Genomic DNA, 23890 nt, shown 5'->3' with positions numbered 1-23890 from the left:
AACAAATACATTATAAGTTGCTAATTACTTTTTTCTTGAACAAATCATTGATCTTTTTACCTCTCTAAAACAGAAAAAAAAGAATTAAGTATTTGAAATTCTTGTATATTATCAGGATACAGCTAAGCTTAGATATCAGCTTAGCTGTATTTTAAAATTTCATTGACTCTATTTTTTATCTAAGTTTAAGAGTGATTTTCCTTTAAAAGCTGAAGTTTTATTGACATTCTTGTTCAGTTACTTAGTAGCGATAATAGAACATTTCCTGTAAGCATAAATCAATCCGCCATCTTATCAAGAATTCTACAACAGTTCCCCAGTATTTTGATAAAAAACCTCATTGATTAAATGGAGTTTTCTGTTTTCAGAGGTAAAATAATAACAATAGAACCTATGATTGCACTAGCCTGACTTTTTGGCGACCCACAAATAAATATGGTTTCTCATACTCAGTATGATAAGTCAACCAACGGATGGGAACCAAACCTAACCACAGACTTGACTTGGGAGTTGCCATGATTTTGAGCCCACCTTTGAGACGAATGGACTAAACAATTTACCACTAGAGGGTTAGTAATTGCAAAATATTAGAGTATTTAGGGAATTTACATACCATCTCAACAAAAGTATTGATGAGGATTGAACATTATAAATTTCAGCATCAATCAGAATTGTAAATAGTGCATCAATTCGGAAATGAGCGATCCCGTTAGGGTTAATCGTTGTTGTAAATCAGCGAAGTTCTTATAAAAACCGTTCTCGCGACGATTGTTAATCAGGTTTTGGGCAAAATTAGCATCAATAACAGGGATATCTTGAAGTTGTTCCAAGGTAGCGCAGTTGATATTGATCCTTTGAGACGTTAACAAATTTTGGGGATCACGGTAGGAGAAAACGAGAATGGGAGCTAGGGGTTTAAGACGTTGTATTGGAATACTTAAAGCAGCAGCTAAGTCTTCAATACAGAGTAACTCTACCCCCATTGAAACTAACTCTACTAGGGTTCGCCCTTGGTGAATGGAAAGTCCAGGCAATCTCAACCAATCATCCACACCTGCTTGATTAACATCAATTGTTATCCCTAATTCTACTGCAATCGCAACTTCTTCGAGGGAACAGAATCGATAATAAGGATCATTGAGAATACGCTTACGGATAGCTTGTCGATTAAGATTAAGCTTTTTTGACCACCTAGAAAGTACCATAAATTAATCCAGAAAGGGTTGGAAGATTGTGCTGTTTTAATTCCATTGATGATACCAAATTCCAACAATAATTCCCTAGTTTTCCTTTGTCTTCCCATATTTTATCGCTAACTTTGTCTAAAAAGATGACGATAAAATTAGAATGTAAATAGCCAATTTCTCTATCTTGTGGCATAATCTTGCGAATGGGATGACTACCTAAGTCCCAAGCAAGTTGTGGTGATCAACATGGTCAGGTAACATGCGCAAAATAAAACCTAACTACAACGGACATATCGTTAAGGTGTGAGGAAAACTGTGTCAGTCAAAAAAACCTATCCGACAAGTCCTACCCCAAGTAAACCATTATCCCCGAAAAATCCTAGTGTCAAAAAGCAAGGGGGCAACTGGTTATTGATTGGATTAGGATTGACCGCAGTATCCCTGGTTTCTGCTATGGCTGGCGCTTTTCTTTCCATATCATTTTCTGCTACTCCTCTAAGGCAAAGTAGCCTGACTCCTGGACAAGAAAAAGTTTTTAGTCAAGACAGCACTATTGCTTATAGAAATCTACGCTTACCTGAATTAAGTCGTCCTGTTAATCTCTTAGTATTGGGCACTAAAGTTTTAACCTCGGAAGTCAATGAAAAACCCGAAGAAAACTTAGGATATCATGCCTTAGTGAATTCTTTTAAGGGGTTATCAGATACGATGGTTTTATTACGTTTTGATCCCAATCAAGATAAACTCAGGCTTTTATCAATCCCTAGGGATACTCGAGCCAATATTGGTCGAGGGATTCGGAAAATCAATGAAGCCAATTATTATGGGGGGGCAGCCTTAGCTGCAGAAGCCGTTAGTACCCTTTTAGGAGGAGTTCCCATTGATCGTTACGTCAGGGTGAACATTCAAGGGGTAGAAAAAGTAATTGATGCTTTGGGGGGCGTTAATGTTTATGTTCCCAAAAATATGAAATATACTGACCACAGTCAACATCTCTACATTGACCTTAAACAAGGGAAACAACGTCTAGATGGGGAAAAAGCGATTGCGTTTTTACGCTTTCGCTATGATCGCTATGGAGATATAGGACGGGTACAACGACAACAAATGTTAATGCGGGCAGTGGTTGAACAAGCCCTTAGACCCCAGACAGTTCTAAAAATGCCTGAAATTCTTTCGGTGATTGGGACTTATATTGATACTAATTTAACCGTTGAAGAGTTAGTTGCTCTAGCTGGATTTGCTGCTCAGACTAAACGAGCTAATGTGGAAATGTTAATGGTTCCTGGAGGCTTTAGTGGCGATGGCAAACAGAAGATTAGCTATTGGATTCCTTCCCCTCATAAAATCAGGGAAATGGTTGCAGACTACTTCGATCATGGTAATTACCAAGAATTTGAAAACACAAACCCCACTCGTTTGAGAATTGCGATTCAAGATAGTGTTGAAGATCCCAAAGCCGTGGAAGCTATGGTTAACTATTTACGAGAGAACGGTTATGGTCGTGTTTTTGTAAGTGATGACTGGGGAGAACCATTGGCAACCACTCGTATTGTCGCGCAGCAAGGAGATGATTTAGGGGCGGCTTCATTGAAAGCTACCTTAGGGGTAGGAGAAGTCTTAGTCGAAAGTACTGGAACCCTTTCCTCCGACATTACTATTGTATTGGGCCAAGATTGGCAACAACAGTACCCTAGTTTTAAAAGTCCTGCTGCAGAAAACTTCTTACAAACTCAGCACAATAATTAGTGCTCATTTTTTTTTAGTATTGGGGTGATTACAATTTACTGTTGAAATCACTTAGAGGCTAAAGTATTGACTTTCTAAAAAAAAAATACTACAATTACAGACTCGTATGTAAGCGGACGTGGCGGAATTGGTAGACGCGCTAGATTTAGGTTCTAGTGTCCTTGGCGTAAGAGTTCGAGTCTCTTCGTCCGCATTTAGTCAAATAATAATTGGCTAATTTTGTCTTAAAATATTGTTATTGTGCTAAAACTTCTGTCAAGGCATAGTATAAATGAACATTGTGCAAGTTTATCAATCAGATGTGACAAATTCTCAATAGTTTGTTGGTCTTCTTACAATAAGGTCTCATCCTGTTGTTAGAGTAATAATATAATTGCCTTTGTAACTGAATGACCATGCTGTTGAGCAATCGTTATCAAATTTTAGAAACCTTGGGTCAAGGTGGCTTTGGAGAAACTTTTTTAGCTATCGACACTCAGATGCCCTCAACTAGAAAATGCGTTATCAAACAGCTTAAACCCACATTACAACAATCTCAATCGATTCCACAGTGGTTACAAGAGCGATTCAAACTTGAAGCGGCTGTATTAGAAAAATTGGGCGAAAATCATCCACAAATTCCCTGTCTGTATGCTTATTTTTCTGAAAATAATCATTTTTACTTAGTGCAAGAATGGATTAAAGGGGAAACTCTTTCTCAAGTTCACCAAAAACGGGGAAATTTTTCGGTAACGGAAGTCAGGGAACTTCTCTGCAATATCTTACCGATTCTCGATTACATTCATGCTCACCATATTATTCATCGGGATATCAAACCCGATAACATTATTATCCGAGCTACAGATGGTCAACCGGTCTTGATTGATTTTGGTATTGTTAAAGAAGCGGTGGCTACTATGATGAATAGCAACGGAAAAACCGCCTATTCTATCGCCTGGGGAACTCCTGGCTATATGCCATCTGAACAAGCAGCCGGTCGCCCAGTTTATTCAAGTGATCTCTATAGTTTAGGGTTAACTGCCGTCTTTCTACTCACTGGAAAAACTCCTCAATATCTAGAGATTGATCCCCACACCGGGGAAGTTCTCTGGAATAAAGAAATTCCTGATCTTGATTCTGATCTGACTAATATTATTAATCGCACTCTTTGTTTCCATCCAAAGGATCGCTTCCTCACAGCAAAAAAAATGTTGGCTTCCCTCAACATTTCACCACCTACTGTTACTGCCGCGACCATAGCAGTTATGTCGGACCCTTCTTGTTTAAAACCCCAGTCAGCCCCTTCTGCAAGCTCCTCAGAATACGACAGTGAAACCCCTTGGGCTCTTCTAGTATTAGGCTCTTTTTTAATCGTTAGTGCTATTTTCGGAGCCTTAACCTTAGGATTTATTTTAACGACTAAAGAACAATATAGTCCTTCTTCATCTCCCTCAAAAGTACCAAAATCACTTGAATTACCGGCAAAAAGCACTTCACCGTCTCAAATTAAACGTCCTCCTACGCCAGAACCAGAAGTTTCTCCCACGCCAGAACCAGAAGTTTCTCCTACGCCAGAACCAGAAGTTTCTCCTACGCCAGAACCAGAAGTTTCTCCCACGCCAGAACCAGAAGTTTCTCCCACGCCAAAACCAGAAGTTTTACATACTGATGAATTGCCGTCCATTCCAGAACCGACAAAAATTATTCCTATCCCCATTGAATCTCCCTCATTAGGCACTTCTTCTCAACCTAGTTCTTCTGTGGCAGAACCTAAGTCTACTCCTAGTGCACCCGACATTATTATCAATATAGAGCCTGAATAGTCCCGACGCTGATGTAATGATACAGGGTGTTATATTAGTTTTTACTAAAAGTTTGGTCTTAATCTTCCATTCAACAGGTCTATGAAGAACTGCTTTAACTTCACCAGGTTTTAGGGATTTTTAAATAGTTATCATTGGCCTTTATTTTTTTAAAAATCTTGAATTTAAGTGCCTACCATATTTTGACTTAAATCACAGATATTTAGTGCGTGTTTCAAAGAAGTTAAAAAAGAAAGTTTCAGATCGTCATGGGAATGATACCCATCCATCGTACGAGTAGGATGACATAAAAATCCTTTAACTTAGCTGAATTATACAATAATCACAAATTAACTTGGCTTCATGGTGGTATACCATTCATTTTTTAACTCTGCCAAATAATTGATAATAGAGACTTAAACTAAGTTTTTTACTTATTCTACAAATTTACCGACTCTCCCATATTCTGGCAAGTCACGATATAAGTTCCATAATGGAACTTATATCGTGAACAGTCTGTCCGAGCAAACAGCCTAATAAAATAGGCAAAGATGATTATCAGCACAACTTATAAGAATAATTAGGCTAATGCATACTAAGTTTGGTCGGTTATGTGTAACTAGAGCAAATGTAAACCATTTAGGGAGTATTACTATTGTTACTAAGTTGCTTGATGAAGTTGGTGTTCTTCCCTTAGAAGAAGTAGATACTATTAATTTCAACAAAATTTTAACAATGAAAATATTTTTTCTACCTATGTCATCCTAGGAGAACCAAGAATAAGAGAGACTTATCCTAATGGCGGGGCTGCCTTATTATGTTAGCCGGGAGATCTGTTAATTGTCTATGCTTACGAACAGTAAAATCGTACAGATATTTCACACATTGGCTATATAGCCAAAATTTTAGTAGCTGATTAACACAATCAAACAGAAAATTTTTTGCTCCGAAGCCTAATTATTTGTGAAGATTTAAAAAAAGTTTAATTTCACACTACTTCTTCTCTGAATTAATCTTTATAGAAGATAATCTGAAGCAATAGCTGTAAAAGTAACAATATTAAGTATTGATACTCGAGTATTTTTTGCTAGTTCACAAAAGGCTCAGATCTTAAAAGTAATTCTCTTTGAAAATTAGTTTAATTATCATTAACAATGAAGGAATGCATCAATAGTTAATTAATGAGGTCTTATTAACAGAAAATTTCTGTCCTGATAATTGAGAATATCAATAGTGGTGACTAAGATTGTCTTTGACGTGTTTTATAAAATTGAAGTCACTTAGTTTTTAAAGATTATTTAAAATAAGTAATCGATCAGAGAAGTAAAACTGATAGACGACACGTAGAAACTTTAGAAAATTTTTCGATTTATCAATGTTTAGAAAACTTTTTCAAACAAATTTAAGATAGAGGCTTAAAAAGCAGTATAGTTACTAGTTTTCTGGTTGGCGTAAAGGTTATCTGATTGGACAATAAATTCTATTTTGGAGTTGTGAACAGAAATGGTAGTGAAGTAATTTTAACTAAACTTAATTAAATAACTAAGAAAAGTAATTTTTTTCAGCAAATAAACCCTTTTTACTGACTATTTCAACCTTAAAAACGTCAGCAAAAGCTAGAGCAACTTTTTGACGAACTTTTGACAATTTAATATTAGGAATAAGTTGCTCTAAACTTCCTAAAGGTTTATCTTCAATTCCACAAGGAATAATATGTTTAAATCCTTTTAGGTCAGGGTAAACATTCAAGGAAAACCCGTGCATTGTAATCCAACGACTTACCTTAATCCCGATGGCTGCAACTTTATACCCTTCTACCCAAACTCCTGTTAAACCAGATACTCTTTCTCCTTTAAGTCCATACTCTTGAAGCACTTTAATAATTACTTCTTCGAGTTGTCGCAAATACCAATGTAAATCTTGTTGGTAATGGCGTAAATTGAGAATTGGATAGCCTACTAATTGACCTGGACAATGATAAGTAACTTCCCCTCCTCGTTCAATACGATAGACTTCGTAAGAGGTCGTGGTAAGGTCAAATTTTAAGAATTTTAGACTAGATCCGGTTCCCAAAGTATAAACAGGGGGATGTTCAAGCAGTAAAAGGATATCCTCTAAAGTCGGGTTTTCTAGGCGTTCTTTAACTAGTGAGCGCTGAGTCTCCCAGGCTAACTTATAGGGGATAATTTCTTCCTGGTAAACAACACATCGTCGTTTTTGTCCCTGATAGTTAAAAGTCAATCGAGAAGTTTGTCTCATCTCATGAAGATAATTTTAAGAAATATCAAGATGTGCAAAGGAAAATGACAAGAAGATAAAAAGCGATGCTAGGAACAATATAAACATGTTAGTCTAAGGAGGTCGGATAGTTCCCTTTAAGTGGGAGATTGTGGGAGAAAAAAACTTAGGTCTATTGTTTTTTTCTGTTCGACTTTTCTTCTTAATTTGTAAATACAGTCAAGAGACCGGGAAATATCCTAACTTTTTTTGACATTGAGCCTTAAGAAACCACTAAAGTTAAACGAGAGACGAAATATAAATTTACAAATATACAGAAGTTATTTTTCTTCAACATTCTATCATTAATCCGTCTTAGAGAAAGCTACAAGAAAAAAGAGATAAACTACCATTAAGATTTCTAGAAAAAGGTCAGGATACTAATGAAAAAATACAAAATATCTGATACTTTCGCTAAGAGTAGTAGCATTTAATATGCTAGTTTGTCTTTGTTGAGAAACAAGCAGCTGGTTTCTTTGTTACTGTTTTATGTAAATAAAGTTTAGTTAACAATGGAGTATTAAATATGAAACTTTTGATCCAGGGTAATAATATCGATATTACCGATTCTATTAATGACTACGTACAAGAAAAGCTCCAAAAAGCAGTAAGACATTTTCAAACAATTACAACGAAAGTTGATGTACATTTATCGGTAGCTCGTAATGCTCGGATCACTGATAAGCATAAAGCAGAAGTAACGGTTTATGCCAATGGCACTGTTATCAGGGCTCAGGAAGGCAGCGCAAACCTCTACGCTAGTATTGACTTAGTTTCTGACAAAATTGCTCGCCAACTTCGCAAATATAAAGAGAAACTTAATAACAAGAAGCCGCACACTTTGGTCAAAGCGGCAGAAATTGTTGAGGAACGTCCGATAGAAGGGGACTTAATTGGTGATCGCACCCCAAAATTACCACCTGAAGTCATCCGTATGAAATATTTTGCCATGCCACCGATGACCATTGATGAAGCATCACATCAATTAGAATTGGTAGACCATGATTTCTACATGTTCCGCAATCAAGAAACTAATGAAATCAATGTTGTTTATCTTCGCAATCATGGTGGATATGGTGTAATTCAACCTCGTGAGATCAATTAAAATGGCAACACTTCTCACTAAATTATAGTTAGCTAACTAATTTTATTTAGTCAAATATCACAGGGAGGATTTAACTCTATTCCTCCTATCTTTTCGCAGCTCAATTACTTAAAAAAGTAATAATAATTGTTATTAATTGTTGTGTTCTGGCTACTTTGTACTGGGAATGCTGAGGGTTTAGACTCGATTAAGCCAAGTCTCACATGAGGGCAATATGTAAGCCAATATGGATGCTAAAACGATTAGACTCTTCTGAGGTTAAGCGTTAAAATTTGTTAAAGTTGAGACAGCAAGCAATGGGCTGAATCTGATTGGTCGAAATTTAGCAAAGTTTGAGCTTGAGTTTCCTCAAAAGTAGACCAGAAATGTTTTAGTATAGTGGAGTTCATGAATAACTAATTTCTCTCAATGAACAGTAACTAAGAGCACAATTGTGAACTTTGATAACGTCAAGTTTAAATGGGGGTTTCATTTGGATAGATTCAAAGTGAAGGAAGAAAAAAAATGTTAGTTACACCGAAAAATGAAGTCATACTCGACAGATATTTCTACTAAAATCAGAAAAATTAAGAATAAGACTAATCCATCAATTCAACAAAATAGTAGAGTATTTTCAAGTCAGTCATAGTTTTGTTAATCTTCTCCTTAGGAAGTAACAAAAGTTAAAGAACTGATGGAATCTATCTATAGGAACACAAGTAGTATTCTTATCTCCTTATTCTGCTGATTTCAATTCTATTGAAAACTTTTAATTAAAAATCAAAAAACATTTGTGAACTTAAGACTTACCAAATTCTTAAGGTCTCAATCAAACTATCAATGAAGCGATTGATTTAGTAACTGATGAAAACATAATTAATTGATTCACTGACTGCTGTTGTTATGAGCTACCCAATTGAAAGCCGTTATTATGCCAATTTTTTAAAATATCGCTACATATTCCCTTAGAAATCAACGGACGTTGACTTCTAAAATATCAACATCTGTAGTCAGAGTTTACGAAAATAGTACCAATCACAATTAAAGTGAGACAGGAGGCGGAAAGGTTTAACAACTTCAGAAGAGAATGGGGGGTATGAGAACCAAATGTGGTATCTTCTGAGAGCTGCCCATGGTTTAACTTCTAGATTCCTTAAAGCAAAAGTAGAGCTTTAAGGCTAACTTTTTAGGCTAACTATTTTCCACGGAGTAATTTCAAGAAAGTTGGGAATAGGTTCTTCTAAGAGATTTACTTGATTAGTAAATGTTAAATCTAGGTTAGTAGTTACAAAAATTAAGGTGGGTTTTCCCTCACATTCGTAACATCGTAAAATCCAAGTATTCGAGTAATCTTCTGCTGGTTTGAAAGCTGACAGAATTAAGTTATCTGAACCCAAATTTAAGAATTGATTGACTGGTGGTAATGTTGTCTGTTGAGTCGTTTTATTTTTCGGAAAAAAAACCACATTTAGGGGGACGTTTAATTCATATCCTCGCTGTACAGTTTTTGCTTCTTGCCAACTTCCTTGATGTGGATATATGGCATAGGTAAAGTGATGCAAACCGCGATCACAATTAGAATCGGGCCAACGGGGACTTTTTAAAAGAGTAAGTCTTAGGCAATTACTTTGACTATCATAACCATATTTACAGTCATTTAAAATACTTACTCCATAGTTTTGAGATTTATCTGTTAAATCTGCCCATCTTAATGCAGGGACTTCCCATTTAGCTTTTTCCTCCGGAGTTTTAGGATAGTTTGTTCGTTCAATAGCAGCAAAAGGAATTTCATAAGTTGTATAATCACTGTCTAAATTTAACGAAAAAGAACTTTTCACCAATACATGGGTTTCTTGCCAGTTAACTTTTGTTTTAATTATGATAACTTTTGAGTTAATTCGTAAACTATAATCTTGACAAAATTCAGAATTTTCTAGTTGTCGAATCACTCTTATTGTCCATTGTATGGGGCCATTTTCTAAATACTTAATGGTTTTCAATTCAGTTGCTGGTAAGGGATTATCCTTATAATTGGGATCAATATTCCAAGCATCCCAATATTGTCCTTGATCTTGAAATCCTTGCAATTGATTACATTCTCCTCTAACAATTTCTTGCTGAACGATTTTATCAAAAATACTGTCTATATTGCCAGTTTCAGAATTTATAGTGACTTTTAAGTATTGATTTTCAAGACTGTAATCCCTATTATTAATTTTATCAGTATTTTCTAGAGTTTTTTCAGTAGGACATAACCAAAAAACGCGGTATCCAATTGATGGAATATTTTCTGCCAAGAATAAAAGTTTATTATTAGCTGATAGTTGAGAAGTTAATTTATTTCCTTCTAAATCGTAAATTTTATAGTTATCCTCTGTAGTTGAACATTCAATTACTTCTGATCTATGCCAATTTAGAGAGTTAAAAACTATCAGTGGAATAGCATTAGTTTGAGGTGATTGTGGCAAGGAAATTTTAAAAATTATTGCTTGCAAAGAATCGTCTAATAAAGATTGACTAATTTTTAATGCTTTCTGCCAATCTTTATTAGCCTGAGTAAAAACTTCAGGAATAGAAGTTCCAGGTAAAATATCATGAAACTGATTAAATAAAACTTTTTTCCAGGCTTTTTCTAAAGATTTTTTATTGTCAATATTTACATTTTTTCTTTGAACAATTGTTGCAATAGAAAACCATAATTCAGCTTGATATAGTAAATCTTCACAGCGACGATTATAAAATTTTTGATCAGCATGAGTTGTATAGCAGCCGCGATGTAAATCTAGATAAAGTTCATTATCCCAAACCGGAATATAATCAGAAGTTTTTACTAACTTATCTAAATAATCAATAGCTTTAGTAAAACTGATCTTAGGAAAAAAAGGAGACTGTCTCCAGCGATTTTGAACCATTAACATATCGCGAGTTGGACCTCCTCCATGATCTCCAACTCCAGGCAACCACAAAGCATCTTTTAAGCCTGTTTGTTGCTTCCATGAGATAGAATAATCAGTCATTCTCAGAGGATTAGTATTCATAACTCCAGCGACGTTTGGAGGAGAAATCAGAGTTAATAATTGGGTTCCATCGGGAGATTGCCAATAAAAAAAACCATAAGGGAATTTTACACTGGTATTCCAGTGAAGTTTTCCAGTTGCAAAATATTTAATTCCGCTCTGATGAAAAATCTGTGGTAATTGCCAAGTAAAACCAAAACTATCAGGAAGCCAAGCTACTTGGGTTATTTTTCCAAATTTTTTCTTAAAAAAACGTTGTCCATACAACAGTTGTCTAACCATTGATTCCCCCGATGCTAAATTTACTTCTGGTTCAACCCACATTCCTCCTAAGATTTCCCATTTTCCTTGTTTATATACTTCTAGAATTTCTTGAAAAAGCTGAGGGCGATGTTTTTCTATCCATTCATAAAGAACAGGAGTTGTATGACCAAAGATAAGATCTGGAAACTCTTTCTGTAGGTTTATGACAGAAGAAAATGTCCTCTCTCCTACATACCAAGTTTCATCAACTAGCCATAACCAAGCCATATCTAAATGAGCATGTCCTAACAAATTTAAAGAGTGTTCTTTAATATTTTTCGCCAAAGGTTTAAGAGTATCACGCAATTCTGATAAATGGCAATCAAATTTTTCTTTATTATCGACAATATTCCAGTCAATTTGATAAATTGATACTTTAAATATATTTATATTTTGAGGTTCAAAAGCAGATAAGTAATTATATAATATGGTAAACTCATCAGCAACAAAACCAGGATCTATTAAACCTATATCTGTTTCATAAATGAGTCTAGAACTCATCAGTCCACCAATATCATGACTAGGACTAACTAAACGTAATAAAATTAAGAATTCCTCTCCAGGTTCAGCAGATGGACTTACTAAAATCCTGGCTGAAGAGTCAAATAAGTCTCCCTCTTGCACTAATTTTTTGTTAATAAAAATTTCTGCTTTTTCTGCCCACCAAGTTAAAGCTAATTTTACAGTTAGTCCTGATAGAGGATACTCTCTAATTTGTTTAGGAATTATAAGCCTTTTAGCTAACCATTTAACCTGTTTTCCTGCAGTCCAAACAATGTAACCTTTTTGATTAAGACTAACAGGTTCCCAAGCATCTATGTCAATAGAATCAAAAGAGATTTCATCAGAAATACTAAGCCAAGAAGATTGGATATCAATCTGTGTTAATTTACGGAGTCTATCAAGTATTTCTGTAATAATCATAAATTTTTCTCGCATACTTTTTCCAAATGAAACTTGAAAACTATAAGATAAGCAAATTAAAATAGTTGTCTTGAATAAGAGTATATTAATGTATCCTTGCTTACCCTAGAAAACCTATACTATGTGTTGAGAACAATAAGAATAACTAAAATATTTATTAAAATTGGTCCAGTAATAGTTAAAATTTTCTAAAAATTTATTGGTTAAAAACGACATAATTTTGGTGGTAAATAAGACAAGAAACAACTTGTAATATAAAAGTCCTTAGAAAAAAACACAACAGCTTAAGTTTATTTAACCAATAATCTAACGAGTACAGTTAAATTAAAAATAAGTCATATATTATCCATAATTTGTCAGTGAATAATAGTTTAACGTCAAGGAATTGCATCGGACCCTAAGATACTGAACTCTAAAAATATTGCCAATATGGATAAGTCTTTCGTAAGATAATAGAAACGCAAGAATTTCTAAATAAATTATTGTCCATGTGTGTGAAACTAAATTTCTGACGATTTCCATCATGTTGGACAAATCTGTCTCGGACTAAAAAACATAACCCATCTTAGCTCAATTTACCCCTCATTTATGGATATTAAACGACTTTCGGCCCTATCTAACAACTATATTTTTGTGCTTCATAATCCTACTGATAATACTACGGCTGTAGTTGATCCGGCTGAGGCGACTCCCGTTTTACGATGTTTAGATCAGCTAAAAGCCCGACTAATAGCCATTTTTAATACCCATCATCATTACGATCATGTTGGGGCAAATAATATTTTAATTGAAAAGTTTCCTAACCTTTGTGTCTATGGAGGAATAGAAGATAGGGGTAGAATTCCTCACCAACAGGTATTTTTAAAAGAAGGTGATCGCGTTGAATTTGCTAACCGGGTTGGAGAAGTTTTCTTTGTACCTGGACATACTCGGGCTCATATTGCTTACTATTTTTTCCCAGAATCGGATCAAGATACCGGAGAATTGTTCTGTGGCGATACTTTATTCTCGGGAGGATGCGGACGGTTGTTTGAAGGGAATTCAGCACAAATGCTTAATTCATTAGATAAGTTACGGAATTTACCCGATAAAACTCGTGTTTGGTGTGCTCACGAATATACCTTAAAAAATCTTCAATTCGCAGTAACAGTTGATCCTGATAATGCGGTCTTAAAAAAGAGATTTAATCAAGTAAAAAAAATTCGTCAACGACGACAAGCAACCGTTCCTTTTTTATTAGGAGAAGAAAAACAAACTAATCCCTTTTTGCGATGGGATAGTGTGAGTTTGCAATCAATAGTAGGTGTGAAAGACCCGGAACAAGTTTTTAGTAAAATTCGAGCTATGAAGGATAATTTTCCAGAATAGAACTATGAGTATTTCAGTAATAGTTTGTGGCAATATACATAATATGTATATTCAATATTTTTATATTTATAAAGTCAATTGTATGTAATTGATTTAATAGATAAATATATTTATCTATTTTTACTGTTTTAAATTACTACGTATCCAGTTTTTGTACTTCTATTTTGGTAGAAAGAAATACGGTTATCACGGTCTAAGTATTTTTACTTCAGAAAATAGAATTAGGTTTTGGTCGGCTAAATTTAAAGTACGATTTATATCAGTGTCTATTCTTAGATTGATTGACCAGTAATTTTACTCTTATTTATTAGTCTAATTGATATTGATATTGATATTGATATTGATATTTTATTCTGTATTAGTGTAAGCTAATCTTGAATTACATGACAGGGAGACTAATAAAATTTAACGAGTAAAGAACCTAGTCTAATATAGTTTTTATTACCAAACTGCCAACATAACTTTAGCAGCAATACATGACGTAATATCTGTAGATTTTGTGCTAGTGTCAGAACGTTTACGGCGATAATTAAACCCCAATTCTTGAATATCTTTTTCTAAACTTTGTTGACATTCATCATGAGCACTTAACTCAGCAAGATCTATAGGGCTTTGACTATTCATTGAATAGGTTATTTTCTTAGCCAAGTCATTCGGTAACTGACAAAGTGAAAGTAGAACATTGGTTTGAGTATTTTTTTATTATAAATTTTGTTTCTACAAGGGTTTAAACATTGTTATACAAATCTAATATTCATTAATAATTTGTAAGTTATAAACTCTTACTTTATAATCACTGTTTTACAGCACATTATTTTAATAATGGTTGTTATAATTCAGTTTAATTACATTTAATTAACAATAAAAATTGCTTTTATCATCGTTTGACTAACGTATCGCGGAGAGCCTAATTAACAATGTTAATTTGTAATTTCAAATAGTGGCGGACATTAAGTTCTAATAAATATCCACCATGTCGTTTAAGAATATCTGCAATTTTGGTAACAGCAATTTATCCTACTACTACCTAATTAAAATTTATATCTTCAACAATTGCTTTGCCACTTAGTTGCAAGATATCTTTAACATGTTCCCAGGCAACTTAATTACCAAATTTAGCTACTTGGATGGTTTTTTTCATACCTAGTTTCATTTTATCCTATAATTATAGGCCAGCGTCTGTAATTGAGAAATATATCCGCCCTCAATTAAGCTATGAACTTGTTCTATCTGAGCAAGAAAACGTTGATTAATATGTTCTGGTTGTAAAGTCAGCTTGAAGAAATAATTAATTAAAAGTGTTTGTTAAGGCGATTACATAATTTTTAGACAAACTACTCTTCTTTTTTAAGTTATTCTTATACTCTTCTTGAGATAAATTAATAGTCAATTCTTCGTTGTGTTCTTAAGATATATGGATAGCGTTTAGACAAATATTGCCCCTTTTTTTGTTAGATAATCAAAACTATCTTTCCCTTCTAAATATTAAATCACTTTAGCCCATAAATTAAGAGTTAAGCTGACTGTTATCTTAAATTTCTAGTCCTTCAATAGTCCGTTATTGAATAGATTTGCAACTAATACCAATTGTTGATCAATAATAGGGGCCTTAATATATAAGATTCTTAATTCTAAGATACTAGAAAACTGCTAAACTAAAACATATTATTATATGATATTGCAAAATTTATTGTTAACCGATAATGACCAATTTAACGAATAATTGATAATTAGTTATATGTTGATAAAAACTATAAATTAGAGATTTAGAAATAAGATTTAATTCTGTAATCAGTTTGATTTTTATCTCTTTAATAAGACCGTTGACAACCTGCTTCATTTAAATACCATTTACCTTTTGAGTGATGGCACTAAAACTGAAATCAGTAATGTATTTTCTTGATTGAGTCATCAGAGAAATTTATTTTTAAGAAAATCCTCCTCACCTTATTCTTTTATCTCAAATAAACCTAATGTCATAGTTCAGAATCATCTCCTGTTAACTCACCTTCTATATTAGCTAGATTTAAGGATTGACAAAGAATTTATTAGTTAGCATTATCTTGAGGAGTATATCTCATAGTTATTAAACTATGACCAAAACCTACCTCGTAAAGTTGTAAGCTAGATTGTTTATTTATAGCATTTTGAGTGGTCATGAAACACGGCAGGATCAATTTTTCAATCGACCCCACCAGTAGAATTCTCACTTAAGTCTTGTAATTTAATCTTCTGTCTCTATTGACTCCAATTTTTCTTGACTAAAATAAACATCTAACGCTTTATGAACAATCTGATTCATCGGTCGTTTGTCTGTCTCTGATACAGCTTTGAGTTGAACAAACATCTCATCAGAAATACTTACCCGATGTTGATTTTTGCGAATACGACGCGGTTTTATGGGCTTATAAGTTTTACTAAACGCTCTTAGAGACTCAAAGCCAACTCGACGACAAAATTGACCAAAACTTTCTTGTCCTATCTTCTCTTGCTTAAAATAAACAAATAGAGGCTCTAAAAATTTCTCTATGTCTTTGTCAAGTAATTTTTGGAGGTAAGGTTCAGCTAGGTTAGTTTGATTAGGACTTCCCCCTAACCAAATTTGGTAAGTGTTTGGCGCACTTCCTACAAATCCCAATTCAGCCATGTAAGGACGGGCACAACCGTTGGGACATCCAGTCATCCGAATGACAATTTCCTCTGATGCCATGTTTAATTTAGATAAAACTGTTTTAATCCGCTCAATAATCCCAGGTAGAACGCGTTCTGATTCAGTAATGGCTAACCCGCAAGTTGGTAAAGCTGGACATGCTATCGAATAACGGGTTAAAGCATCAATTTCTTGAGAATTAGTAATTACGCCGCAATCTTGTAGAATCTCTTCAATCGCCTCTTGATGACTTGGGTCAATCTCATAAAGAATAACGTTGTGGTTAGCTGTTAACCGCATAGGTAATCTAAATTGTTCGGTGATGTGGCGTAAGGCGGTTTTAAGTCGTAAATTTCCTTCGTCTTTCACTCGACCATTTTCAATTGAAATCCCCAGGAATAAATGACCATCTCCCTGTTCATTCCAGCCCAAAAAGTCTTGATATTTCCATTCAGGAAGTGTTTTAAACGGATGTAAGGACTTACCAAAATATTCTTCAACTTTAGCGCGGAATTTTTCTACTCCCCAGTCATTAATCAAATATTTCATGCGAGCGTGACGACGTTGAACTCTATCGCCGTAATCCCGTTGAGTGGCAACAATGGCCTTTAATGCATCATAAACATCTTCTTTAGCTACATAGCCGATGGGGTTAGCTATCCTTGCAAAGGTGTCTTCTTTATTATGGGTGCGTCCCATGCCACCTCCCACCAGGATGTTAAATCCTTGCAGGGTTCCCTCATTGTCCGTCATCACCACTAAACTGACATCATGGGTGTAGACATCAATGGAATTATCCCCTGGAACAGTGACGCTACATTTAAATTTACGGGGCATATAATGTTCCCCATAAATAGGTTCCTCTTTGCCAGCAAAAATGGCTTTATTGCTATTAAATTGACGGGCAGCCACCACTTCGGGGGACTCTTCCACACTGAGGATTTTTTCTCCATCAAGCCAAATCTCATAATAGGCTTCAGTCTGAGGTCTGAGCAAATCAGCAATTTTCTCAGCGTATTCCCAGGTGTATTGGTACTCAGGGCGATTTTTAAACGGTGCAGGAGGAGCCATAACGTTGCGGTTGAGGTCTCCACAAGCTCCAAGGGTTGACCCCATATTTTTTACAATTGCTGACACTGCCGCTTTAAGATTCTTCTTCAAGATACCATGAAGTTGAAATCCCTGGCGTGTTGTCACCCGTAAGGTATGGTTTCCATATTCATCACTGAGGCGATCAAGGGTTAGATAAAGTTCAGGTGGGATAAACCCTCCAGGGTTGCGAGTCCGCAACATCATTTGATAGTCTTTTTCTTGTCCTTTAACTCGATTATCTCGGTTATCCTGTTGATAGGATCCATGAAATTTGAGAATTTGAACAGCATTTTCTGTAAAATGAGTCGTCTCTTCTAAAAGTTCTGTAGCTAGAGGTTCTCTTAGAAAGTTACTCTTTTCCTTAATTGCTTCTAGCTTAGATATTTTCCCGGTGGGTGAGACTGAAGTATTGACCATTTCTATAAAATTAAACGAGGAACAAATTTGGAGCTTCTCGCCCTTAAGCTAAGTTAGATTATAGTTTATATACTTATATTTTAACGTTATTAATACCTACTAATTCTTTAAAAAAGATGACGGTTTTTATGCAGACATTACCTTGAATTACTTATATAATTATTTTCCCTAAATTAGGGGAAATTTTCTAATAGAGAAGCAACTATTTTTTAAAATAAAAAATATTTTTAGACTCTTTATTCTCTGTAATATTTACCATAAATTAACTTCTCTTTTTTTACTTTTACCTTGCTTTACCTTGCCTATTGGCTATTTCCTACTTTAGACTAGAGAATAAGACCATCAAACTTAACAAACACTAGTTAACAGGCATTACATTACATGGGTAATACCTTTGGACATTTATTCCGCATTACCACCTTTGGCGAGTCCCACGGTGGAGGGGTTGGAGTTGTTATTGATGGTTGTCCTCCACGCTTAGAAGTATCCGAAGCTGACGTTCAGGTTGACTTGGATCGTCGTCGTCCTGGCCAAAGTAAGATTACTACCCCTCGGAAAGAAACCGATACCTGTGAGATTATATCAGGAGTTTTTGAAGGGAAAACCCTAGGAACCCCCATAACTATTTTAGTTCGAAATAAAGATGCGCGATCGCAAGATTATGATGAAATGGCCATGAAATTCCGTCCCTCCCATGCAGATGCAACCTACGAAGCGAAATATGGAATTCGTAACTGGCAAGGAGGAGGAAGAGCTTCAGCAAGAGAAACCATTGGGCGAGTGGCTGCCGGGGCAATCGCAAAAAAAATTCTCAAACAAGTAGCCAATGTGGAAATTGTCGGTTATGTTAAGCGGATAAAAAACTTCGAAGGTATCATTGATCCGTCAACAGTTACACTAGAAGAAGTAGAAAACAACATTGTACGTTGTCCTGATGAAGAAACCGCAAAAAAAATGATTGATTTGATTAATCAAACTCAACGAGATAAGAATTCTGTCGGTGGAGTAGTTGAGTGCGTTGCGCGCAAGGTTCCCAAAGGGCTAGGACAGCCTGTTTTTGATAAGTTAGAAGCAGATTTAGCCAAAGGAGTGATGTCTCTTCCAGCGAGTAAAGGCTTTGAAATTGGCTCAGGGTTTTCCGGGACCCTATTAACCGGAAGTGAACATAACGACGAATTTTATACCGACGGAAGTGGAAGTATTCGCACTACTACTAACCATTCTGGTGGAATTCAAGGGGGAATTAGTAACGGAGAAAATATCATTATTCGGGTGGCTTTTAAACCTACAGCAACTATTGGAAAAGAACAAAAAACGGTGAGTAAAATAGGCAAAGAAACTACACTGGCTGCAAAGGGAAGACATGATCCTTGTGTGTTACCTCGCGCTGTTCCGATGGTGGAATCAATGGTCGCTTTAGTCTTATGTGATCATCTCTTGCGTCAACAGGGACAATGTGGAGTGATTTAGTTAATGGTTAATAGTCAATATGTTGATGGTTGAAGCATGAGGAAGATTACATCAGTTATTCTAGCCGGAGGGTATGGAACGCGAGTTAAACATTTGCTTCCAAACGTGCCTAAACCTATGGCTTCTGTCGCTAATAAACCTTTTTTAGAATGGATTTTAAGATATCTTAAATCTCAAGGGATCACCAAAAATATTATCTCAACAGGTTATTTATCAAAAGTAATTGAGGAACATTTTCAAAATCAGCCTGTCCTAGACATAGAGGTTTATTGTTGCCAAGAAAAACAACCGTTAGGAACTGCAGGCGGTTTTCTTAATGGAGTTGAGCAAACTAACATTTCTTCTGATGCATGGTTAGTGATGAATGGAGATTCTCTAATCGTTGCCCAATTCAACAAAATGATAAGTTATTTAGATAAATATGAAGTTGATGGAGTGATTTTAGGGGTATCTGTAGAAGACACTTCTCGTTATGGTTCCTTAGTGATTGATAAATCAGAAAATCTTATAAGTTTTGCTGAAAAATGCCAAGGTGCAGGAATTATTAACGGCGGAGTTTATTTATTTCGTCATCAAGTTTTAGAGAAGTTTCCATCAAAGCTTCCCCTAAGTTTTGAATATGACGTTTTTCCGGCATTGCTCAAGAAAAAAAAATCAATTAAAGTACATCAAATTAAAGCTCCTTTTTTAGATATTGGAACTCCTGAAACTTTACCCAGAGCAGAAGCTTTTATCTTAGAAAACTTTAGCCAACTACTTAACCCATGCTAATTTCACGCGCACCAGTTAGAATTAGTTTTTTTGGAGGCGGAACCGATTATCCTGAATATTTTTTACAACATGGAGGTGCAGTGTTAGCGACTTCAATTGATAAGTATTCTTATGTTACAGCAACTCCATTTCCTAGTCATTTGTTTGATTATTTGATTCGTGTGTCTTACCGAAAAGTAGAATTGGTTAAAACTGTTGATGAATTAGAGCATAATGTTTATCAACAATGTTTAAAATTCTGTGGTTTAGAAAAGGATATTGAGTTGCATAATGTAGCTGACTTACCGGCGTTTACAGGGTTAGGTTCCTCTTCTGCTTTTACGGTATCTTTACTCCAAGCACTACATAGTTTTAAAGGGGAATTTGTAAAGCCATTAGATTTAGCTTATGAAGCCATTTATGTAGAACGCTATTTAGTTAAAGATCGTGTAGGATGTCAAGATCAATTAATGGCAGCGATGGGGGGATTTAACTTAATAGAGTTTAGAACTGAAGAAGATATAATTGTTACTAGAATTCCTCTATCTTCCCAAAGATTAGCAGAGTTTGAATCTCATATTTTTATTGTTTTTACTGGAATTAAACGCAAAGCATCCCAAGTGGTGGCTAAGCAGTTAAAACGGGTTGCTAATAATATCGATATTCTAAAAAAAATGCGGAAAATGGTCGACCAAGGATGGGATATTTTAACCACTAATCAACCTTTATCAGCTTTTGGAGAATTATTGCATCAAGCATGGATAGCTAAACGCAGTTTAGATACTATAATTTCTAACCCAGAAATTGATAATCTTTATAAATTAGGTCGAGAATCAGGGGCTTGGGGTGGTAAACTATTAGGGGCAGGGGCAGGAGGGTTTATGTTGTTTTTTGCACCTCCGGAATCGCATGAAAACCTAAAGCAAACTTTTACCCACCATGAGGTACTTTCAGTCAAAATCAATGCCCCAGGTTCTCAAATTATTTTTTCATAATTTAGATTCGTTCTATGTTTGTTGAATTTATTTTTGACTGGATCTTACATTAATCGTGAACTATTCCATTGTTGTTGTTTCAGATTGGATTAAAGCCGAAGAGACCAATACAGTCATCGATAAAGCTAGCATTCCCTTTGGTCAACTTGCTCTTTTGGGAAAAGGAAACGAAACCGTCGATGAGTTTATTTCATTGATACACAATCGTAAAGTTAAAGAACAAGCGATTATGATTGCATGTTGGTTAGTTTCCTTCGTTTTTTTGAAGGGTATTTGTTTGATCTTATTACCAAAGTGGATCTCTTGGGATGTACAAGAAAACCAGCTAATTCCATTTTGGGAGGCGTTGCTATGCAATGAAGTGGGCAACTGGTAACGTTTTTTTGGGGTTAAATTGGCGCTTATCCATTGCTAGCAAAGACACTTTGCCGTATCGTGGTCGATCAATTGAATTAGAGTGAGTATATTATCTTGATTCAAAGATCTTTAATTACTCAGAAATAAGAGCACCTCAATTCTAGAAAAATGTAACTCTAAAAATACCTAAGGATATAGCTAATATAGTGAATGGTTAATGGTTCATGTTACCCAGAGAAAAATTATTAAAAGGGATCAAAAATCGAGAAGCGATTACCCGTATTGTTGATCAAGCGGAAATAGCCTTAAAAACTTGGGAGGTCGTAGTCAGTGACTTTCTTTGTCCTCCTGTCATCGCTGAAGTTCAAGGACTGTTTAAAAAATTGACTGAAGTCGAAATTGTAGCATGGGGAGGCTATCCTCAAGCAGAACGGCAACGAGTGGGTATAGCTCGTCCTGAAATTTCTCTGAATACTTCCGATATTCCACTAGCTGCTCTGTGTGTTGCCGGAAACTTTTTATTTGATCCTGCTAACCATCGAGACTTCTTAGGGGCGATTTCAGGAGCAGGAATTGTCCGCGAAAAGGTTGGAGATATCATAGTACTAGGAGAACGGGGAGCACAGTTAATAGTAGCTCCAGAAATGGCGAAATTTCTTGAAATTTCCCTTGTTCAGGTGCGTTCAGTTCCGGTGACAACCGAATTAATAACATTAAGTGAATTAAAAATCCATTCCCCCAAAACCAAGACAATGACGACTGTAGAAGCGTCTATGCGCTTAGATGCGATCGCCTCAGCAGGTTTTGGGATGTCTCGTAATAAAATGGCTAATGCAATTAATTCAGGAGATGTACGAGTTAATTGGAAAGACATTACTCAGGCAAGCCATACTGTTGAATCTGGGGATTTAATTACTGTCCGAGGTAAAGGCCGTTTAGAAGTTGGGGAAGTTGCTATTACTAGAAAACAACGTTATCGGATTCAACTAACCCGATTTCAATAGGGGTAAATCTAATCCAATCTCTATTTTTGTAGAGTAAATAAAAGTTGTTTATATTATGTCTTTCTAAGAGCTATCTTTTGTCTTAGGAAGATTTTAAAGTTACTTGATTTCTGTTTTCTTGCCATAATTGATTGCTCCCCTCTTTCTCTTTATTTGAGGAGGATGATGTTTTGATAAAAATCTAGGATATTCTCTTTGACTTCTGTACAAAACATAAAAAATTTGCTAAGTTATGTATATATGATTAGGTTAACGCGAGAATTAAGTTAACGCAGGGCCGAGCCGTTATCTCAACGGCTTGATTCAAGTCTTCGAATTAAATCGTTGATCGTCGAGATAAACATTACTCAAAAATAAGTTGGGAATGGAAAAACGATTTAAAGTGACTCAGGAAAATACATATCATCATCAAGTATTCAGTTAAGACAATAGAAATTACTTTCATCTCCAGAATTAAACCAACTCTCCAGGTATCAGATTTAATATTTTCTGACGTATCCTAACTAAACTAACCATAAAATGGCTAAATCAATTGACAGCATCCGTATCTATTTGCAAGAAATTGGACGAACCCCTTTACTAAGTCCTGAAGAGGAATTTAACCTCGCTTCTCAGGTGAAAGAAATGGTGTATTTTTTAGACAAAGAAAAATTAACTCCGGAAGAACAAAAAACAGTCAACAGAGGAGAACAAGCTAAGCAAAAAATGGTTAAAGCCAACTTGCGTTTAGTGGTTTCTATCGCTAAAAAGTATCAAAACCGTGGATTATCTTTATTAGATTTAGTTCAAGAAGGAAGTATTGGGTTAATGCAAGGGGTTGAAAAATTTGATCCTGATCGGGGTTATAAATTTTCTACCTATGCTTATTGGTGGATTCGTCAAGCTATTACACGAGCGATTGCTCAACAAGCACGAACCATTCGTCTTCCTATTCATATCACCGATAGTCTCAATAAAATCAAGAAAACACTGCGGGAACTTTCTGTTGAATTAGGACGGAAACCTACCGAAGAAGAAATAGCTCAAAAGCTAGAAATTCCTCTAGAGAAATTACGAACTGTCAGCCAAGCTGCTTATAAAACGAACTCTCGTAGTTTAAACATTGTTCTGGACGAACATAATACAGAATTAGAAGATATTCTACCCGATGAAACAAGATCACCAAATGATTTTGTAAATAAAAAAGAACTTGAATCAAAAATTGATGAATTATTAAACAATCTACCTCCTAGTCAGAGAGAAATTATCACTTTACGTTATGGTTTACAAAATGGAAGACGAATGAGTTACAAAGAAATTGGCCAACAATGCGGGTTAAGCCATGAAAGAGTACGACAATTAAACAATCGAGCCATGAGAACCTTAAAACGGAAAGCCGTTCCCTTTCAAGAATTAACAGGATGAACAGCATTGTAGGGTGGGCAATGCCCACCTGGGGCTCTCATCTCATATAGAGTAAATTGTG

The 23890-nt window shown here is 35.3% G+C and carries 16 protein-coding genes, 1 tRNA gene and 2 pseudogenes; 12 read left to right on the top strand and 7 right to left on the bottom strand.

Going from position 1 to position 23890, the window contains the following annotated elements:
* Nucleotides 1-391 precede the first annotated feature (391 nt).
* From P3F56_RS10070 to P3F56_RS10060, 3 genes are all read right to left on the bottom strand, one after another.
* Complete coding sequence (locus tag P3F56_RS10070) at nucleotides 392-517, bottom strand: hypothetical protein (RefSeq protein ID WP_281152710.1); 126 nt, start codon at nucleotides 515-517, stop codon at nucleotides 392-394.
* 148 nt (nucleotides 518-665) lie between these two features.
* The gene (locus P3F56_RS10065; protein ID WP_281152709.1) at nucleotides 666-1205 is read right to left on the bottom strand and encodes a ComEA family DNA-binding protein; all 540 of its coding nucleotides are present in this window, start codon (nucleotides 1203-1205) and stop codon (nucleotides 666-668) included.
* Nucleotides 1192-1380 carry a hypothetical protein gene (locus P3F56_RS10060; protein WP_281152708.1) on the bottom strand — a complete coding sequence of 63 codons (189 nt, stop codon included), beginning with the start codon at nucleotides 1378-1380 and terminating at the stop codon, nucleotides 1192-1194. Before P3F56_RS10060 ends, P3F56_RS10065 begins: the two co-directional genes overlap by 14 nt.
* A 122-nt stretch (nucleotides 1381-1502) precedes the next feature.
* Between P3F56_RS10060 and P3F56_RS10055 the strand changes: the two genes are divergently transcribed.
* The 4 genes and pseudogenes from P3F56_RS10055 to P3F56_RS10040 all read left to right on the top strand — a co-directional run bounded on the left by P3F56_RS10055 (nucleotide 1503) and on the right by P3F56_RS10040 (nucleotide 5703).
* Nucleotides 1503-2936: an LCP family protein gene (locus P3F56_RS10055; RefSeq protein WP_281152707.1), complete on the top strand. Its 1434-nt coding sequence runs from the start codon at nucleotides 1503-1505 to the stop codon at nucleotides 2934-2936.
* A 112-nt stretch (nucleotides 2937-3048) separates the two neighbouring features.
* Nucleotides 3049-3129: transfer RNA gene (locus P3F56_RS10050), tRNA-Leu, on the top strand.
* A 196-nt stretch (nucleotides 3130-3325) separates the two neighbouring features.
* Nucleotides 3326-4738, top strand: a complete 1413-nt coding sequence (locus tag P3F56_RS10045; protein WP_281152706.1) for a serine/threonine protein kinase — start codon at nucleotides 3326-3328, stop codon at nucleotides 4736-4738.
* A gap of 567 nt (nucleotides 4739-5305) precedes the next feature.
* Nucleotides 5306-5703, top strand: a pseudogene (locus P3F56_RS10040) (aspartate 1-decarboxylase).
* Between the two features lie 556 nt (nucleotides 5704-6259).
* Here the strand turns inward: P3F56_RS10040 and lipB are convergent.
* Nucleotides 6260-6976, bottom strand: a complete 717-nt coding sequence (lipB, locus tag P3F56_RS10035; RefSeq protein ID WP_281152705.1) for a lipoyl(octanoyl) transferase LipB — start codon at nucleotides 6974-6976, stop codon at nucleotides 6260-6262.
* Nucleotides 6977-7520: 544 nt separating this feature from the next.
* Here lipB and hpf point away from each other — a divergent pair.
* The gene (hpf, locus tag P3F56_RS10030) at nucleotides 7521-8099 is read left to right on the top strand and encodes a ribosome hibernation-promoting factor, HPF/YfiA family (RefSeq protein ID WP_281152704.1); all 579 of its coding nucleotides are present in this window, start codon (nucleotides 7521-7523) and stop codon (nucleotides 8097-8099) included.
* Nucleotides 8100-9256: 1157 nt separating this feature from the next.
* Here the strand turns inward: hpf and P3F56_RS10025 are convergent.
* Nucleotides 9257-12322: an alpha-mannosidase gene (locus P3F56_RS10025; protein WP_281153800.1), complete on the bottom strand. Its 3066-nt coding sequence runs from the start codon at nucleotides 12320-12322 to the stop codon at nucleotides 9257-9259.
* Nucleotides 12323-12910: 588 nt separating this feature from the next.
* Between P3F56_RS10025 and gloB the strand changes: the two genes are divergently transcribed.
* Nucleotides 12911-13690, top strand: coding sequence for a hydroxyacylglutathione hydrolase (gloB, locus tag P3F56_RS10020; protein WP_281152703.1), 780 nt, complete (start codon nucleotides 12911-12913; stop codon nucleotides 13688-13690).
* Between the two features lie 441 nt (nucleotides 13691-14131).
* On the opposite strand, the pseudogene P3F56_RS10015 reads toward gloB, so the two are convergent.
* Nucleotides 14132-14368, bottom strand: a pseudogene (locus P3F56_RS10015) (AIPR family protein); the annotation flags it as partial.
* A 1546-nt stretch (nucleotides 14369-15914) separates the two neighbouring features.
* Nucleotides 15915-17849 (bottom strand): sulfite reductase, ferredoxin dependent, encoded by a 1935-nt coding sequence (gene sir, locus P3F56_RS10010; RefSeq protein ID WP_281152702.1) that lies wholly within the window; start codon nucleotides 17847-17849, stop codon nucleotides 15915-15917.
* A gap of 381 nt (nucleotides 17850-18230) precedes the next feature.
* Between sir and aroC the strand changes: the two genes are divergently transcribed.
* The 6 genes from aroC (at nucleotide 18231) to P3F56_RS09980 (ending at nucleotide 23829) form a co-directional block, all read left to right on the top strand.
* A complete protein-coding gene (aroC, locus tag P3F56_RS10005) occupies nucleotides 18231-19319 on the top strand; it encodes a chorismate synthase (protein ID WP_281152701.1) in 1089 nt (362 codons plus the stop codon).
* A 36-nt stretch (nucleotides 19320-19355) separates the two neighbouring features.
* On the top strand, nucleotides 19356-20090 hold the full coding sequence (locus tag P3F56_RS10000) for a nucleotidyltransferase family protein (protein ID WP_281152700.1): 735 nt from the start codon (nucleotides 19356-19358) through the stop codon (nucleotides 20088-20090).
* Nucleotides 20084-21064 carry a GHMP family kinase ATP-binding protein gene (locus P3F56_RS09995; RefSeq protein ID WP_281152699.1) on the top strand — a complete coding sequence of 327 codons (981 nt, stop codon included), beginning with the start codon at nucleotides 20084-20086 and terminating at the stop codon, nucleotides 21062-21064. The genes P3F56_RS10000 and P3F56_RS09995 overlap by 7 nt, the downstream gene beginning before the upstream one ends.
* Nucleotides 21065-21119: 55 nt before the next feature.
* On the top strand, nucleotides 21120-21440 hold the full coding sequence (locus P3F56_RS09990; RefSeq protein ID WP_281152698.1) for a hypothetical protein: 321 nt from the start codon (nucleotides 21120-21122) through the stop codon (nucleotides 21438-21440).
* A gap of 205 nt (nucleotides 21441-21645) precedes the next feature.
* A complete protein-coding gene (locus P3F56_RS09985) occupies nucleotides 21646-22425 on the top strand; it encodes a photosystem II S4 domain protein (RefSeq protein ID WP_281152697.1) in 780 nt (259 codons plus the stop codon).
* 519 nt (nucleotides 22426-22944) lie between these two features.
* On the top strand, nucleotides 22945-23829 hold the full coding sequence (locus P3F56_RS09980) for a sigma-70 family RNA polymerase sigma factor (RefSeq protein ID WP_281152696.1): 885 nt from the start codon (nucleotides 22945-22947) through the stop codon (nucleotides 23827-23829).
* Nucleotides 23830-23890 lie beyond the last annotated feature (61 nt).

Origin of the sequence: cyanobacterium endosymbiont of Epithemia clementina EcSB, from assembly GCF_029919255.1 — a bacterium.
Taxonomy (GTDB): domain Bacteria; phylum Cyanobacteriota; class Cyanobacteriia; order Cyanobacteriales; family Microcystaceae; genus Rippkaea.
Note: the sequence above shows the minus strand (reverse complement) of the source record. Positions and strands in the feature narration are given on the sequence as shown.